The following is a 19199-nucleotide window of genomic DNA, read 5'->3' as shown; positions in this document are numbered from 1 at the left end:
GAGTCTAAAAAGTAAATCTATATATAAGTTACTCTTGGTTTTTTTGAGTTTTTCAGTTTTGGCTCAAGGCCAAAAAACCGATGGAGTTAAAAATTCCAGCTGGCAAGAGGCTTCTTTTGAAGTTGTCAAGTCTCATTTCAAGACATTCAAAATAACTCAATATGCACACGTATTCTCTGGAAGTAAACACAATATTGTTCGAATCCCTCCAGAATTACAAGGACTAACTGGCGTGGTACTTCCTTTGGATAAATATAAAAATGGAACAAATACTCCATTAAAATTAAAATTTAAGGAATCGGTACAAGTGCTTATCGGTATTTTCCAAGAAAAAAATAACGCCGAATACCTTCAATTAAATAATCAAACTAATGCCAAATTGGTTCTTGAAAATGGAGTGACAATAACAGGTTTGCCTCCGGTGAATGTATATGCAATTTCTTTTCCTAAAGGAACACATGTCATAAATCCTGAAGGAAAAGGACTGTTTGCAGTCTTGGGTGTAATAAAAAATAATCAACAACCCCTTTCTCGTAATGTGGAATTTCCAGATGGAAAACTTTGGAATCCAACGTTTATAGTAGAAGGATTTTCAGATGAGAAGCCACTTTTTGAAATTATTGGCGGAGAAAATAAACCAGTAATTGATGAAGGATTTCCTGGTGCCGAAGGAATTCAAGGCGGTTTTGAAGGCGGTCGTGTGGTAAAAGTTGGCGATAGCTACCATATGTTTCCAACGGAAAGAGCTGGTGAAAAAGGGGTAGAAATGTATTACGACCGTGTAAAAACCAAAATTGGGCATTGGACAAGTAAGGATGCCATTCATTGGAAAAGAGAATCGACTATTTTGCAAGCCAGTGGAACGTATGCCATCACAGAAGACGACAATCCGATGAACGATCGACGTGCTGCGATTTGGTCTTATATGCCTGTTTTTGATAAAAAAGTAAACAAATGGTACGGCTATTATTTAGCTTATACCGTTCATAAAGAAATTCAACCAAATCACTCTTTTGGAAGAATTTGGAGGTGTGAATCAACTGTTGATGGGTTTAACGGAATTGGCGGTCCATACAAAGATACGGGAATCATTATGGAACCCGGTTTGGATTCAAAGCCTTGGGAAGGGCGTCAGGGTGTGGCCTCTTTTTTTCCGTATCAAGTGGGTGATAAATGGTTCGGATTTTATAGTGGAGCCTATCCATTTGAATCTTGGGCGGATTATCCGAAGAAATCAGGAAAAGGCTGGTTTGTGGCGTTGGCCGAATCGAATAGTTTAGAAGGTCCGTGGCAACGTTTGAATAAAGGATTAGAGCCTATAAAAACGATACATCCGTCATTTGTTGAAAATCCAATTGTGAGTCAGTTGCCAAACGGCTTATACATCGCTATTTTTGATGGAGGCCCAGAAGGCTGGGGGCATCATCTACCGAATATGATTGGATATACACTTTCAAAAGATGGAATTAATTGGGGTGAAGCACGCTATCTGCCAATAGAAACTAAAGTAGATAAATGGTGGGACATTATGCGTACGCCACTTTGTTTAATTCCTGAAGGAAATGATGTGTACACGATTGTTTATAATGCCATTGATCTGAAAAAAAGATTTCACCCTACAGGAATGGTAAAAGTGAAATTGAATAGAGAAGTTATGGATGCCCGATTGAAGGAATTGAAATAAAAAAATGGAACACGGATGACACGGGTTTACTTTGTAAAGCACAGATTAAAACGGATTTGTAGCAATTTAAGATAATAACAATCTGCTAAAATTCTTTTTAAATCTGCGTGCCAAAAAATTAGCACGCAGATTTAACAGATTCAAACAGATTATGGGTTAGTTTAAAAAATCTGTGAAAATCATTTTAATCTGTGGCAAGTTTTAAAATAATGGTTACAATTGAGGAAACTCGAAAAAAGAATAAAGTTAAAAATGAAAAATACAACTAAATATCTCGTTTTTGGAATAGTAGCATTGTTTACAGTAAGTTGCGCCACAAAATTCAAGAAAAGAGAAATCACAGATGGCGTAATGCAGGAGATTTATAACGAAATCAAAACGCCTTACAAATACGGTTTGGTAATGGTACCAACGGACAACTCCTATAAAATGGATTGCCCAAGCGTATTCAGGAAAGATGGAAAATGGTTCATGACCTACTTGATTTATGGAGGTAGAGGCTACGAAACCTGGTTGGCTGAAAGTGATGACTTATTGCATTGGAAACATTTAGGAAAAGTAATGTCTTTTTCTGAAAATGAATCGCATTGGGATGTGAACCAAAAAGCAGGATACATTTCATTACAAGACCCAACTTGGGGTGGAAGCTACGAATGGGAAAAATACGATGACAAATATTGGATGAGTTATTTTGGCGGCGACAGCAAAGGGTATGAAGCCGGAATATTATCTATCGGGATGGCCTATACCAAAGAGTCACCAACGAAAGCGCATGAATTTGAACGATTAGATAAACCCGTTTTGACTCCAAAAGATGCCGAAGTAAGTTGGTGGGAAAATAGCACGATGTATAAAAACACGGTGATTCGAGACAAAGAAAAAGTTACGGGACACAATTTTATTATGTATTACAATGCCCGAGGCGATAGTTTGAAACCGGCAAAAGGCGCAGAACGAATTGGAATGGCAGTTTCAAACGATATGAAAACCTGGAAACGGTATGGTAAAAATCCAGTTTTGAATAACCATAAAGGAATCACAGGAGATGCTTACATTCAACGAATCAACGATACCTGGGTGATGTTTTATTTTGGTGCTTTCTGGAAACCCGGAGCTTTCAATCGTTTTGCTGTTTCGAATGATTTAGTTCACTGGAACGACTGGAAAGGGGAAGACCTGATAAAATCATCTGAACGGTATGATGATTTGTTTGCCCATAAATCTTTTGTTGTAAAACACGATGGAGTTGTCTATCATTTCTATTGTGCGGTGAATAAAGGAGAACAAAGAGGAATTGCTGTAGCAACTTCGAAAGATTTAGGTAAAAGTGAAACGAATTTTGTTGTTTTAGAAAAGAAGAAGTAGAGTATTAAGTATGAAGTATCAAGTATTAAGTTGTTAGAAGTACAACTTTATTGGGTTTTTCCAGTTTCGTCTCCCTCCCTTTCGGGGTGGGGATTTTATAAGTTAAATAAATAGTGTTATGATCAATTTAGTTCAATGGTTTTCAGTAAAAAAATGTTTGAAATTTGTAGTGTTTTCAAACCTAATTCCTATTCCTACTTTTGTCTTAATACTTAATACTCTTTTCTTAATACTTCCATTTTGCACCATACAAGCGCAATCCGTAACTGGCGAGCCGGCAGGAATTCCGGAATTACATAAAAAATATGAGTTTGCCCCTTGGGAAGACCCGACAGTGACGAGTATTAACAGACAGCCTTCCAGAGCAACAGGGTATTCCTATACCAATGTTGAAGATGCTCTAAAAGGCGACAGAACAAAAAGCCGACTCCAAATGCTTAATGGCGACTGGGATTTTAAATATGCGGTGAATCTCAAAGAAGCTTCGAAAGATTTTTATAAAACAAAAGTATCCGGTTGGGATAAAATTGAAGTGCCTTCCAACTGGGAGTTAAAAGGCTACGATAATCCTATTTACAAAAGTGCGGTGTATCCGTTTAGACCCATAAATCCTCCTTTTATTCCGAAAGATTACAACGGTATCGGTTCTTATCAACGTAGTTTTACTGTTCCCGAAAATTGGAAAGACATGACCATAACCTTGCATTTTGGAGCCGTGAGTTCTGGTTTTCAGGTTTGGTTAAATGGAGAATTTTTAGGATATGGTGAAGACAGTTTTCTTCCGTCAGAATTTGATATAACGCCTTATTTGAAAGAGGGTGAAAATGTGGTTTCGGTTCAAGTGATTCGCTGGGCTGATGGTTCGTATCTGGAAGATCAGGATCATTGGCGTGTAAGCGGAATCCAGCGTGAAGTTTTTATTATGGCTGAACCAAAACTGCGCATTCAGGATTTCTTTTATCAAACCAAATTAGATAAGGAGTACAAAGACGCTATTTTTCAATTAAGACCAAAAGTCGAAAACTTGACAGGTGTAAAAATCAAGAATTATACTTTTCAAGCGCAATTATATGATGCTAATAATGTGCCTTTGTTCAAAGAACCGCTTCAAAAACCAGTTATCGATATGATAAACGAAAGTTATCCCCGTTTGGATAATGTGCGATTTGGAATGTTTAAAGAAACCATCAAAAATCCTTTAAAATGGAGCTCAGAAGTGCCCAATCTCTATACTTTGGTAATGACATTAAAAGATCCAAATGGGAATATTACCGAAGTGAAATCCTGTAAAGTTGGTTTTCGTTCTATCGAATTTTCAAAAGAAAATGGTAAAATGCTCATCAATGGAAAGGAGACTTACGTTTATGGAATCAATCGTCATGACCATCATCCTATTCGAGGAAAAGCCTTGACAAGAGAAGATATTAAAGAAGATATTACTACGATTAAGAAATTTAATTTCAACTTTATTCGGACCAGTCACTATCCAAACGATCCTTATTTTTATGAATTATGTGATCAATACGGGATAATGGTTATGGATGAGGCTGATCAAGAAACCCACGGTATTGGCGGAAAATTAAGTAACGACCCTAAATGGACGAATGCCTATTTAGAACGCATGACCCGAATGGTCTATCGAGATAAAAATCATCCGTCTATTGTTTTTTGGAGTTTAGGAAACGAAGGTGGCAAAGGTCCAAATCATTCCGCAATGGCAGGTTGGGTTCACGATTTTGACATTACGCGCCCGGTACATTACGAACCTGCACAGGGAAATCCTAGATTGGACGGTTACATTGATCCACTCGATCCGAGGTATCCTAAAACGATTGATCACGCCTATCGATTCGAAAATCCGCAAGACGAACCTTATGTTGATATGGTAAGCCGCTTTTATCCCGGAGTTTTTACGCCTAAATTTTTGGTCGACCAAAAGAAAGATACCCGACCAATTATCTTCGTAGAATATTCACACGCTATGGGAAATTCAGTGGGGAATTTAAAAGAATTATGGGATGAATTCCGCTCACTTCCACGAGTTATAGGAGGATGTATTTGGGAATTTAAAGATCAGGGATTGCTGAAAACCGATTTACGAACAGGTCAGGAATATTTTGCTCATGGTGGTGATTTTGGAGAAAAATACCATGACGGGAATTTCAATACGAAAGGTTTAGTTGATTCTAATGGAAAGCCAAAAGGATCGATGTACGAAAACAAATGGGTTTATCAGCCTGTCGTTTCCACTTTAAAAGAAGGTTTTCAATTGGAGATTAAAAACCGTCAGGCGGTAAAATCTTTAAATGACTATATTCCGGTTTTACAGATATTGGAAAACGGTAATGTTATAAAAACACAAAAACTACAACCTTTCAAATTAGAAGCAGGTGAATCTATGGTTTTGAACGTGAATCCGTATTTGCCAAAAATGAAAACCGATGCCGAGTATTTTCTTAATATCGAATTCCAACTTTCCGCAGATAAAGATTGGGAGAAAAAAGGGTATGCCGTGGCAACCGATCAATTTTTATTGCAGAAAAAAGTTACTTATGTTGCCACAAAAGAAAATGCTGCGAATGTTTCTGAATCCGATTCGGAATTTAAAATCAATGGGAAAACGTTTGATATCAATATCAGCAAAGTGAATGGTGCATTGACTTCGTATATTTTCAAGGGAGAAGAGCAGGTTTTTTCTCCATTACTGCCTAATTTTGTTAGACCACTTACGGATAATGACAAGAGAGGATGGAAATCGCAAAAGGTTTTGAAACAGTGGTACAAAGCGAAACCGAAATTGACGAATATCAAAATTGATAAGTCAACTGCGGCAATTAAAATCATCAGTGATTACGAAATTATAAAGGATAGTGCCAATGTTAGTGTAGTGTACAACATCAAACAAGATGGAACGATAAAGGTTGATTACAGTTTAAAGGCTTCCAATAAATTACCAAACATCCCGAAAATTGGGATGCAAATGGGAGTTCAAAGAAAGTTTGACCAAATTTCTTGGTACGGAAAAGGAGAATTGGAGAATTATAACGACAGAAGTTTTGGATCGTTTGTAGGGAAATATTCGTTGCCAATTAATGATTTTATTGAGCATTATGTAAAGCCACAAGAAAATGGAAACAGAACCGATGTAAGGTGGATGGCGCTTACAACACCTCAAAAAAATAAAGGATTATTGGTTGTCAATGATGCAAAAGTTTTAAGTATGAGTGCGTGGCCTTATACCCAAGAAAATTTAAGCGCAGCCACCCATACTTTTGATTTAAAAGATCCAGGTTTTTTGACCGTGAATATCGATTTAATTCAAATGGGTGTTGGTGGAAATGATAGTTGGTCTCCTGTAGCGCAACCTATGGAAAAATATCAGATTCCTTCGGGAGATTATCAATACAGTTTTTATTTGGTTCCTTTTTTAGCTTCAAAAAACAGTTTAGAGAGTAGCCTGAAGAAATTTAAATATTAATAAGTAAGGACTTTTATTTTATTATCTGCGTAAATCTGTTAAATCTGCGTGCCAAAATTTTCACGCAGATTTAGCAGATTCGGCAAATTTTTAAAAATGAAAGAGTAGATATAAATAACAACAATAATGTTTCAAAAAAAAATATTCTTTTTTATTTTACTTCTTGCGGGATGTGTTTCTGCACAGGAAACTCATAAAAAAGAAAACGCCTTGTTTCAGCCTACAATCGAATCCTCAAAACCTTGGGTATATTGGTATTGGATGCAAAGTGCCTATTCGAAACCAGGCATCACAGCCGATTTAGAAGCGATGAAACAAGCGGGAATTGCAGGCGCCTATTTAATGACAATTAAAGGGCCAACGAATCCGCCATTAATTGATCCGCCAGTTTTGCAATTGAGTCCGGAATTCTGGGATTTGGTCAAATTTGCTTTCACGGAAGCGGATCGTTTGGGACTGAAAATCGCTTTTCATGCTGCCGATGGTTTTGCCGTTGCTGGTGGTCCTTGGATTACGCCTGAAATGTCCATGCAAAAGATAGTTTGGACTGACACTTTCGTAAATGGGGGAACTACTATTCATACAAAATTACCGATTCCTACTAGCTATGAAGGCTATTATAAAGACATCGCCACTTTTGCCATTCCTATCAAAGAAGCCGTAGTTACTTCACAAGAGCAAATGCCTAAAGTGACTTCTTCTGTGGCAAATACCGATGTTGCCTTTTTAGCTGATGTGAAGAAAGACGGCAATTTCAAATTAGACGGAAAAGGATGGATTCAATATGAATTTGACAAACCTTTTACTTGCAAATCGATTTTAGTTGAAACCAAAGGCAACAATTATCAGGCTCAAAGATTAATTCTAGAAACGAGCGGTGACGGAATTAATTTTAAATTCCACGAAAGGCTAATTGCGCCACGCCACGGCTGGCAAGATACCGATGCTTCGTCTACGCATACCATAAAACCAGTAACGGCAAAATATTTCAGATTGGTCTATGATCCAACCGGAACCGAACCAGGCGCGGAAGATTTGGATGCAGCTAAATGGAAACAGAACTTAAAAGTGAGTCGAATTACACTTTCCAATCAATCGCTTATTGATAATTTTGAAGGAAAATCAGGCGCGATTTGGCGTTTGAGTCCGCAAACTACAGCCGTTCAAATTCCAAAACCTGATTGTGTTTCAAAATCAGAAATGCTCAATATTTCAAAATTTGTGGATGCTCAAGGAAATCTTTCTTGGCTTGCGCCAAAAGGAAAGTGGAAGATTGTTCGAATGGGACATACTTCTACCGGGCACATGAATGCCACTGGTGGAGCCGGAAAAGGATTAGAAGTAGATAAATTTAATCCGGAAACGATTCGTTTTCAACTAGATCATTGGTTTGGCGAAGCGATTCGTACTGCTGGCCCGGAATTAGCAGCGAAAGTGATTAAAATATTGCATCTCGATAGTTGGGAATGCGGCAGTCAAAACTGGTCACCTGTTTTTCAAGCCGAATTTAAAAAACGTAGAGGATATGATATTGTAGATTATTTGCCTGTTATGGCTGGGATTCCAATTGAGAGTGCGGAAACTTCTGAAAAAGTATTGTATGATGTTCGGAAAACGATTGCCGATTTAATTGCGGATAATTTCTTTGGCACCATTGCTCAAGAAGCCAAAAAAGCAAACGTAATGTTTAGCTCCGAAAACGTAGCGCCAACAATGGTTAGCGATGCCTTATTGCATTATAAATATGTTGATTATCCAGGTGGTGAATTTTGGTTGCGAAGTCCAACGCATGATAAACCTAACGATATGCTGGACGCTATTTCTGGAGGGCATATTTATGGCAAAGCTATTATTCAAGCAGAAGCTTTTACGGAACTGCGAATGGATTGGGACGAACATCCGGGGAATTTGAAAACATTGGCAGATAGAAATTATGCGCTCGGAATTAACCGATTTTTCTATCATGTTTTTGTGCATAATCCATGGACGGACCGAAAACCGGGAATGACTTTAGACGGTGTTGGTTCTTATTTTCAAAGAGATCAAACCTGGTGGAAACCTGGAAAAGCTTGGGTGGATTATTGTCAAAGAGTTCAATTTCAATTGCAAAAAGGGAAGCCTGTGATTGATTTGGCTGTTTTTATTGGGGAAGATTTTCCTTCACGTTCCCTGCTTCCAGATCGATTGTTGCCTTTTATTCCTAATGTTTTTGGACAAGAACGTGTGGCAAGTGAAGCAATTCGATTGGCCAATGAAGGACAGCCTACCGCTAAAATGCCAAAAGAAGTTACCTATTCAAAAAATATTACCGATTTGTCGCAATGGGTAAACGCTATGAATGGGTATCAATACGATTCTTTCAATGCTGACGTTTTAATAAATAGTGCCAAAGTAGAAAATGGGAAAGTTGTTTTCGCAGGAGGAATTTCCTATAGTGCTTTACTATTTCCGGGAAGCCATAAAATGGCACCTAATAAAATGATTTCTTTGGCTGTAGCCAAAAAAACATTGGAATTGGTAAAAGAAGGAGCAACCGTTTTTATTGACGAAAAACCGACTTTGCAACCGGGAATGCATTCGGACGCGGATTACAAAAGCTGGCAAGTTATAGTAGATGAAATTTGGAATAACAATTCCAATGCAACTACACGGAAAATAGGAAAGGGAACAATAATTAAACTTCCTTATTTAGGAAATGATTTTACATCCATTGGAATCCAGCAAGATGTTTATTTCCCTAAATTAAATCGAGCCAATGCAGAAACTATCGCTTGGACACACCGTAAATCGGAAACCGAAGATGTTTATTTTCTATCGAATCAAAAAGAGGAAAAAAGACAATTGGAAGCTTCGTTTCGAGTAGTTGGGAAAATGCCGGAATGGTACAATCCAGTTACGGACAAAACAACTGCTTTAGCGAATTGGAAAGTAGAAAATGGACGCACGATAATTCCATTAGCGTTAGAAGCAAATGAATCTGGGTTTGTTATTTTTAAACAAGAAACCGTAGCTGTTTTGGCTAAAGGAAATCAATACGAAACTCAATTTGAAACGGTACAAGTGGTGAATGAAAATTGGGAATTACAATTTGACCCTTCATTTCATGGTCCAAAAGAAAGGATTAAAATCAACAAACTTTTTGACTGGAGTACATCGGAAAACGAGAATATCAAATACTATTCGGGAACTGCAACCTATCAAAAGGAATTGAATTGGAAAGGAAAGTCCAAAGACAAAATTTGGTTGGATTTAGGTACAATTGCCAATATAGCTGAGGTCAGTATCAATGGGAAAGATTGTGGCACACTTTGGACCTATCCTTATAAAGTGGATATTTCGGAAGCACTTAAAAAAGGAAAAAATACACTCGTTATAAAAATCACCAATACTTGGGCAAATCGATTAATGGGCGACCAAAAGTTACCAAAAGAAGAAAGATTAACCTGGACAACGGCTCCTTTTAGATTAGAAGGGAATCCATTGCTGAAAGCGGGATTGCTAGGACCAGTAACGATTATAAAAGAAAAATAGATATAACATGTACCGAGCCTACGGCTCTTTTTTATCGTGTTTAGCTTTATAAACTGGACTAAAGTCCAGTCTTACAAAATGTTTCGAGCCGATGGCTCTAGTGAGTAATGTAAGAGTTCCATAGGAACGACACATATTGTAGCAACGGATTTTAATCCGTTGAACGTAGGAATGATGCATATTGTAGCAATGGATTTTAATCCGTTGAAATATAGATTAAAAAGAAAAAAGAAATGAGAAATTTTAGAAATTCAATTATTGCAATTTTTGTGGTTTTAGGAAGTATTCAAATGGATGCAAAAATCAAATTACCGGCACTGTTTTCGGATAATATGATGCTACAACAAAAATCTAAAGTACCTATGTGGGGTTGGACTGATAAGAACGAAAACCTTAGCATAAAAACGTCTTGGGATTCCAAAATTTATAAAGCCAAAGCTGATAATCAAGGGAAATGGAAATTAGAATTGCAAACTCCTGTTGCAGGAGGACCATTTATTATTGAAGTTAGTCAGGGAAAGGAAACTATCGTTGTGAAAAATGTGCTCATTGGGGAAGTTTGGTTGTGTTCCGGTCAGTCCAATATGGAAATGCCTTTGAAAGGGTTTTCAGGGCAACCGGTTAAAAACGGAAATGAAATAATCGTCAAATCAACTAATGCAAGTATTCGTTTAATTACGATTCCAAGAGCTACGGTGTTAAAACCATTAGAAGATTTTGAAGGGAAATGGGAAACCGCTTCACCTAAATCTACGGCTAATTTTAGCGCAACAGCTTGGTATTTTGGTTCACTTTTGCAACAAGTATTAAACGTTCCAGTGGGATTGATTCACGTTTCTTATGGCGGTTCTAGTATGGAAGCGTGGATGAACCAAGAAATGTTGAAAGATTTTGAGAGCGCTAAAATCCCTACTAAAATAGAAGATTTGGCAAAAGACCCTAACCGCGTGGCAACTACTTTATACAACGGGATGCTCTCGCCGGTTATCGGTTACGGAATCAAAGGCTGTATTTGGTACCAAGGCGAATCGAATTATGAAAGGGCTTCTGAATATACCGCTTTAATGAAAAAGTTGGTTAGCAGTTGGAGAACTTTATGGGAACAAGGAGATTTTCCTTTTTACTATGCCCAAATTGCACCTTTTAATTATGCTCAGTTTCATCCAAAAGATAATTTAGAAAAATACAATTCGGCTTATTTGAGAGAAGCACAATTGAAAGCTTCAAAGGAAATTCCAAATGCAGCAATGGCTGTTCTAATGGATATTGGCGAAGAAAATAATATTCATCCAGTTGACAAAGAAAAAGGAGGAAGTCGTTTGGGGTATTTGGCTTTGGCCAAAACCTACGGATTAGAAGGCTTCGAATTTGAGAGTCCAAAATTTAAAGCTTTGGAAATAAAAGATAATTTAGCTACGGTCTCTTTCGATGATGCACCGAACGGAATTACTGCTTACGGAAACGAGGTGACAGGTTTCGAAATCGCTGGAGAAGACAAATTTTTTTATCCTGCTAAAGCGGAAGTTCGCAGAAAATCGGTGGTGTTGACTTCGGATAAAGTAACAAAACCAGTTGCTGTTCGTTATTTATTCAAAGATTATACAAAAGCCGAATTATTTAGTACGGGAGGATTGCCAGTTTCGTCTTTCAGAACGGATGAATGGTAGTGATTTTAACCATAAAAGCATATAAGCGATTGAAGCTAAAACTTAAATGATCTTATTTGCCTTATATGGTTGCAGAAAACCTTAGTTTGTTAATGATTTAGGATTTTGAAACAATTTTTTTTAGATGAAATACTCAACGATTTATATCTTTCTTTTTTTTACGCTTTTGACCAAAGCGCAAATTCCTGTGCTCGATAATTACAATCAAATTTGGAGAACACAAAGTAACAATTCGTCGGAATCGATGCCTTTGGGCGGGGGCGATATTGGTTTAAATGTTTGGGTAGAAAAAGGGGATTTGTATTTTTATTTTTCCCGCAGTGGAACTTTTGATGAGCATAATGCCTTATTGAAACTAGGACGCATAAAAGTTACTTTAACTCCAAATCCGTTTAAAGATAGCGAAGGTTTTCATCAAGAATTGGTATTGAAAGACGGTTATATTTCCACTGCTCAAAATAACACCAAAATCAAGCTTTGGGTAGATGTTTTCAAACCCGTAATTCATTTGGATTTGGAGAGCAAAACGCCTTTGCAAATGACGGCTTCTTACGAAAGTTGGCGTCATAAAGATAGGGATTCCAAAGGAAAAGCCAACAATGCCAATTCTTATAAATGGGCTCCACAAGGTGAAATTGTGACTTTCAAAGATTCAATTGCATTTGAAAATAATGGCGTAAAATTTTATCACAGAAATAGAGAACAAACTGTTTTTGATGTTGCTGTCAAACAGCAAAAAATGGAATCGGTTAAAGATCAAATGCTGAATCCGTTGGCGAATTTGACTTTTGGCGGATTTATGACCGGAGATAATTTAAAACCAGACGGAACATATTTGGGTAATTATCAAAATACGGATTTCAAAGGATTTAGTTTGTCGAGCGTGAAAGCTTCCAAAAAACAAGCTTTGGAAATTCATTTACAGACTAGTCAAAATGATATTAATTCTTGGAATAAAGATCTAAAAAATCAAATTTCGGACTATAAAATCAAAGGAAAACAGGCAGAAAAAAACACGATAAAATGGTGGAATAATTTCTGGAACCGCAGTTTTATTTATACCCAAAAAAATCAATCATCTGCAAAAGATTCGGTGTATCAAATAGGTCAAAATTATCAATTGTTCCGCTATATGTTGGGTTGCAATGCTTATGGAAAATACCCGACTAAATTCAACGGCGGACTTTTTACGGTTGATCCTGTTTTTACCAATCCAGATTTAAATTTTACGCCTGATTTTAGGAATTGGGGAGGGGGAACGATGACGGCTCAAAACCAACGATTGGTTTATTTTCCGATGCTGAAGAGTGGTGATTTCGATATGATGAAATCCCAATTGGATTATTATTTGAGTTTGCAAAAAACAACCGAATTACGTTCTCAAGTCTATTGGAAACACGGCGGAGCAGCGTTTACTGAACAATTAGAAAACTTTGGATTGCCCAATCCTGCGGAATACGAATGGAAGCGTCCAGCCGATTATGACCCCGGAATGGAATACAATGCTTGGTTGGAATACGAGTGGGATACGGTTTTTGAGTTTTGTCAAATGATGTTACAGCAAAAAGAATATGCAAACGAGAATATTCAAAAATACAATCCGTTCGTCATCAGTTGTCTTCGTTTTTTTGATGAGCATTATCAATACTTGGCCAAGCAAAGAGGAAGAAAAACTTTGGATGGGAATGGTCATTTGGTTCTCTATCCGGGTTCGGGTGCCGAAACCTATAAAATGGCGTATAATTCTAATAGCACTATTTCGGCTTTGCAAGTAATTACAGAGCGACTTTTAAACCTTTCGTCAAAAGAATTGTCCAAGGAAGACTCCGATTATTTGAAAGGCTTTCAAACTCGAATTCCTCCTTTGAATTTCAGGACTTTTGACGGATATACAACATTGGCTCCAGCTAAATCATGGGAACGCATCAATAATTCTGAGGTGCCACAATTGTATTCCGTTTTCCCTTGGGGAATTTACGGCATAGGTAAACCTGATTTAGAAACCGCTTTGAATACCTGGAAATACGATACCGATGCGGTAAAATTCAGAAGCTTTGTTGGCTGGAAACAGGACAATATTTTTGCGGCACGTTTGGGGTTGACCAATGAAGCGGCGAAATACAATTTATTGAAAATGTCCAATTCTGACCGAAGATTTCCTGCCTTTTGGGGGCCGGGATTCGATTGGGTTCCAGATCACAATTGGGGAGGTTCAGGGATGATTGGTATGCAGGAAATGCTTTTGCAGGAAGCGAATGGGAAAATTTATCTTTTTCCGGCTTGGCCAAAAGACTGGAATGTACATTTCAAATTACACGCCACTGAAAATACTACGGTTGAAGCCGAACTTCAAAATGGAATCGTAAAGATTATAAAAGTAATGCCAGAGGAAAGAAGAAAAAACATTGTAAACCTGCTGGAAATGCCAGCAACAGAAAAAATAAATTTAAAATAAAATAAGATGATGAAGGGATTAGTTAGTTGCTTGGCTTTGTCGGCTATTTTGGCTGTAAATGCACAAGGACAATCATTAAAAAATGTAACGGGGAAACAAATCGTAAAAGTTGATTTTGATTTTTCTCAGCGAAGAGTGGAAGAAGTGAATGACACCACTTATAATTCTTGGCCAATAAGCGAGCAAAAAGATGCAGAGAAATTATTTAATAATGTAACCTTCAAATTGAAAGGAAATTTCAATTCGAAATGGTACAAGGTTGGAATGAATGCACCTTTTTACGGCAAATTGACCAGTGATGGTTTGGCTACTGCCGAAAATTTAGAATTGACTATTAGCGGTCTGAAAGCGGGACAACACTCATTGCTGACTTTTCACAACACTTTTGACAAAATCGAAGGAAAAACATTCGCGCCGGTAAAAATTTATGTGAATGATAAATTGGCCGAAACGGTTACACCAAGTAATCGTTCCAATTCTAAAATAGAAACCGCGACGGCTTATCTTGTGTTTAATGCTGAAGCAAACAAGGACGTGGTGATTCGTTTTGAATTGGATGTAAAATCATCTGATTTTATTCAACAAATGGTGATTAACGGATTTGAAATAGATACTCCAAATTTGAAGAAACAATCGCATACGCCAAAGCCTTCAACTGCAGATGAACACGTGGTAATTGATAAAAATTTGATATTGAATTGGGAATCTGCCAAAGATGCGGTAGCACACCAAATTTATTATGGAACCGATAAAAATGCGGTTTCAAATGCCACTGAAAAATCTCCTGAATTCAAAGGAAAATTAACCTCGACCAAATTTGATCTTGGAAAATTATATAGTGGAACAACCTATTACTGGCGTGTGGATGAATTGGATGCCAAAGGAAATGCTACATTGGGAACAGTTTGGTCTTTCAGGCCAGCACAATTGGCTTTCCCTGGAGCTGAGGGTTATGGACGTTTTGCCGTGGGTGGAAGAGGCGGAAAAGTAGTGGAAGTGACTAATTTGAACGATAGCGGTTCAGGTAGTTTGCGTGATGCCGTAGATCAGGTTATTGGCGCAAGAACTATTGTGTTTAATGTTTCTGGAAACATAAAATTGCAATCAAGATTAGTGGTAAACCAACCTTATATAACAATTGCTGGGCAAACCGCTCCGGGTGAAGGAATCACTATCAGTAGAGCACCTGTCGGACTGACAGGAAATGATGGGGTAATCCGATTTTTGAAAGTTCGGATCGGAGGCGGAACTACTTACGACGGAATGGGATTGACGGGTGCAAACCATAGTATTATAGATCACTGTTCTATCAGTTGGACGATTGACGAATCTTTTAGTTCCAGAGGATCACACAATATTACCCTGCAACGCACTTTAATTTCCGAAGCCTTGAATGTAGCAGGTCACGATAAATATCCAGCAGGAAAAATGCACGGTTATGCCGCTACTATTGGTGGTGATGTGGGTAGTTTTCACCATAATCTATTGGCACACAATGAAGGCAGGAACTGGAGTATTGGTGGAGGTTTAAATGGAGATGGCTTTTATGGAGGACGATTGGACATCCGTAATAATGTGGTGTACAATTGGGGACACCGAACTACAGATGGTGGTGCTAGCGAAGTGAATTTTGTAAATAATTATTACAAGCCAGGCGTTTCTACTAAAATATTTGTGGCGCTAAATGCACAAATTGAAGGTGTTGGAAAAGGAAAACAGCAATATTATTTTGATGGAAATGTGATGCCTGGTTATTTTAATAAAAAGAATCAAGATAAAGGTAGAAAGTTTACAATATCTAATAAAGCGATTGTGGATTATCCGGTGTTTTTGCCAAAACCATTTTTCGAATCGTTTGTAAACACTCAAACTGCAGAAGCAGCTTACAAGGATGTGCTTTCAGATGTGGGCGCGAATCAGCCTTTCTTCGATAAACATGATGTTCGAATTGTTGATGAAACTTTGAAAGGAACTTTTACATATAAAGGAAGCAAAAGTGGTTTGGGAGGTATGATTGATAACGAAGCAGATGCCGGTGGATGGCCAAATTTTGCAAATGAAAAACGCTCTGCAGACTGGGATACCGACCACGATGGATTGCCAAACTGGTGGGAAGAAGCCAAAGGGTCGAATGTAAATTCGGTTGCGAATGATTTTTCAGATGTCAATTTGGATAAAGACAAGGACGGGTTTGCCCAATTGGACGACTATTTGGATTGGATGGCAAAACCGCACTTTTTCATCAATTCAGGTGGAAAAGTAACACTTTCAGCAGTTGATTATTTTAAAGGATACGAGAAAAAACCGGTATATACTTTCTCAGATGTTAAAAACGGAAAAGTAGTTTTAAACGGAAAAGAAATTCAGTTTACGGCAAGCGAAAAAGGATTTGCTTCATTTACCATTACAGTTAAAGATTCAGATGGAGATTCAATGAGCCGTACGATTAATTTTTTTGTAAAATAAAGAAATAGTAAAGTATAATCTGCGAAAATCTGCTAAATCTGCGTGCCTATTTTTTTCACGCAGATTTAACAGATTTTTGCAGATTCAAAAAAATATAAAAATATTAAGATGAAAAAGCAAATCATTCTATTATCAACCATACTTTTTTCGACAGCTTTTGTAGCTCAAAATAAAGGTTTGGTTGCCAATTCTGAAAGTCCTTATTCCAAATTGCAAAGTGTCAATTTACAAGATGTACAATGGACAAATGGTTTTTGGAAAGAACAATTTGATGTGGAAACCAAAAATACTTTGCCTTATATGTGGGATTTGTATCATAACGATTCGATTTCGCACGCTTATAAAAATTTTGAAATAGCCGCAGGTCTAACCAAAGGAGCTTTCAAAGGGCCTTCTTTTCACGACGGAGATTTTTACAAGATTTTTGAAGGAATGGCAGCTACGTATGCCGTAACCAAAGACAAGAAATTGGATGCCGAAATGGATAAAGCCATTGCACTTTTTGCGAAAGCACAACGCAAAGATGGCTATTTGCACACGCCAGTTTTAATTGATGAACGCTGGGGAACTTTAGGGCCGGAAGAAGTAAAAAAACAATTGGGTTTCGAGAAATACAATATGGGACATCTGATGACTGCTGCTTGCGTACATTATCGTGCTACCGGAAAAACCAATTTTTTGAATATCGCCAAAGGAGTAGCGGATTATCTGTATGATTTCTATAAAAAAGCATCTCCAGATTTAGCTCGTAATGCGATTTGCCCTTCGCATTATATGGGAATTGTCGAAATGTATCGCACGACGAAAAATCCAAAATACCTGGAATTGGCCAATAATCTAATTGATATTAGAGGTACAACCAATGACGGGACAGACGACAATCAGGACAGAATTCCGTTCAGGCAACAAACCACCGCAATGGGACACGCCGTGAGAGCGAATTATTTGTATGCTGGTGTAGCCGATCTATATGCCGAAACGGGAGAGAAAAAACTTTTGGATAATCTAAAGTCAATTTGGGATGACGTAACGTATCGAAAAATGTACATTACGGGTGCTTGCGGTTCTTTGTATGATGGTGTTTCCCCAGATGGAACTTCGTATAATCCGACAGATGTGCAAAAAATTCATCAAGCTTACGGAAGACCGTTTCAATTGCCGAATGCGACTGCTCATACTGAAACATGTGCTAACATTGGGAATGTGTTGTGGAATTGGAGAATGTTGCAAATTACCGCAGATGCAAAATATGCCGATGTTGTAGAGTTGGCATTGTATAATAGTGTGTTGTCAGGAATCAGTTTGGAAGGAAAAAAATTCTTTTATAATAATCCATTGAATGTTTCTGCGAAATTGCCTTTTAAACAACGATGGAGCAAAGAACGCGAAGGCTATATTGCTTTGTCGAATTGTTGTGCGCCAAACGTGACAAGAAGCATTGCCGAGATTAGTAATTACGCCTATAATCTTTCGAAAGAAGGAGTGTATGTCAATTTATACGGTAGCAATCATTTGAACACGTTGACTTTAAACGGAGAAAAATTAGAGGTAGAACAACAAACCAATTATCCTTGGGATGGTAAAATAACATTGAAAATCTTAAAAGCCCCAAAAGAGAGTTATGCTTTTTTCTTAAGAATGCCAGGGTGGAGTCAAGGTGGAACAATTTTGGTTAACAATAGAACCATTGAAAACGATGCTGTTTCTGGCACGTATATGAAAATAATTCAGAAATGGAAAAAGGGAGACGTTATTGAACTTAACTTACCCATGCCAGTTGAATTAATGGAAGCCAATCCTCTGGTAGAGGAAATTAAAAATCAGGTAGCCGTAAAGCGTGGTCCTATTGTGTATTGTTTAGAATCGGATCAATTGCCTGAAAACACAAGTGTGAATGATGTGGTTTTGAATACAAATTCCCCGTTTACCACTGATTTTATTGAAATAGCCGATAGGAAATTACTTTCCATTACTGTTAATTCATTAATTAATAAGGATGCTTCATGGGAAAAAAGGTTGTATAGGCCGTTCTCTCAAAAAGAGGTCAAACAATATGAAATCAAATTAATCCCTTATTTTGCTTGGGGAAATCATAAAAAAGGAGAGATGACGGTTTGGCTTTCACATTAATCTAAATTAGAAATAATTTTCAATTCTATTTATTCTTACAGCTAGTTTCGTAGTACTAAAAAATTGGACTAAGAAACTAGCTGTAAGAATTTACTTTTTCAAGAAAAAAAACTTTGATTTGTGTGGTAGTTTTTCTTCATGGTTTAAAACAAATGCTAATTTACCTTAGGCTTCTTTTCTGATTCCTCTTTAAAACAGGGATAAGAGCACCGAATAATATGCAAACTAATTCTTTGTTTTTTTTGTTTAGTATATTTTATTCGTCTATTTTTTGTTAATCTGATTTATTTACTGCAATTTTTATTTGATAATAGCATTAAAGCAGGACAGTACAGGACAGTTGCGATGTTTTAAGATTATATATTTGGGCCATAAATAATAAATGTCTTTTTGACACTTAACGATTGTCTTATAATTTAACAT

Annotated in this window: 8 protein-coding genes; all 8 read left to right on the top strand. The window is 37.3% G+C overall.

Annotated features, from left to right (window positions below; translation table 11 throughout):
* Positions 1-43 precede the first annotated feature (43 nt).
* The 8 genes from ACNQGG_RS10405 to ACNQGG_RS10370 all read left to right on the top strand — a co-directional run bounded on the left by ACNQGG_RS10405 (position 44) and on the right by ACNQGG_RS10370 (position 18776).
* Positions 44-1684, top strand: coding sequence for a hypothetical protein (locus ACNQGG_RS10405; protein WP_417963715.1), 1641 nt, complete (start codon positions 44-46; stop codon positions 1682-1684).
* Between the two features lie 252 nt (positions 1685-1936).
* Positions 1937-3049 (top strand): glycoside hydrolase family protein, encoded by a 1113-nt coding sequence (locus tag ACNQGG_RS10400; protein ID WP_417963713.1) that lies wholly within the window; start codon positions 1937-1939, stop codon positions 3047-3049.
* Positions 3050-3167: 118 nt separating this feature from the next.
* Positions 3168-6527: a glycoside hydrolase family 2 TIM barrel-domain containing protein gene (locus ACNQGG_RS10395; protein ID WP_417963711.1), complete on the top strand. Its 3360-nt coding sequence runs from the start codon at positions 3168-3170 to the stop codon at positions 6525-6527.
* A gap of 126 nt (positions 6528-6653) precedes the next feature.
* Positions 6654-10058 carry a glycosyl hydrolase gene (locus ACNQGG_RS10390; protein WP_417963709.1) on the top strand — a complete coding sequence of 1135 codons (3405 nt, stop codon included), beginning with the start codon at positions 6654-6656 and terminating at the stop codon, positions 10056-10058.
* Positions 10059-10291: 233 nt separating this feature from the next.
* Positions 10292-11725 (top strand): sialate O-acetylesterase, encoded by a 1434-nt coding sequence (locus ACNQGG_RS10385; RefSeq protein WP_417963707.1) that lies wholly within the window; start codon positions 10292-10294, stop codon positions 11723-11725.
* 124 nt (positions 11726-11849) lie between these two features.
* Complete coding sequence (locus ACNQGG_RS10380) at positions 11850-14180, top strand: DUF5703 domain-containing protein (RefSeq protein WP_417963705.1); 2331 nt, start codon at positions 11850-11852, stop codon at positions 14178-14180.
* A 6-nt stretch (positions 14181-14186) separates the two neighbouring features.
* Positions 14187-16646, top strand: coding sequence for a pectate lyase family protein (locus tag ACNQGG_RS10375; RefSeq protein WP_417963703.1), 2460 nt, complete (start codon positions 14187-14189; stop codon positions 16644-16646).
* Between the two features lie 108 nt (positions 16647-16754).
* Positions 16755-18776 (top strand): aceric acid hydrolase, encoded by a 2022-nt coding sequence (locus ACNQGG_RS10370; protein ID WP_417963701.1) that lies wholly within the window; start codon positions 16755-16757, stop codon positions 18774-18776.
* The last annotated feature ends 423 nt before the right edge of the window (positions 18777-19199 follow it).

This window comes from Flavobacterium esculini, assembly GCF_048284325.1.
Classification (GTDB): Bacteria; Bacteroidota; Bacteroidia; order Flavobacteriales; family Flavobacteriaceae; genus Flavobacterium.
The sequence above is the reverse complement of the archived record's forward strand: the minus strand, read 5'-3'. Positions and strand labels throughout refer to the sequence as shown.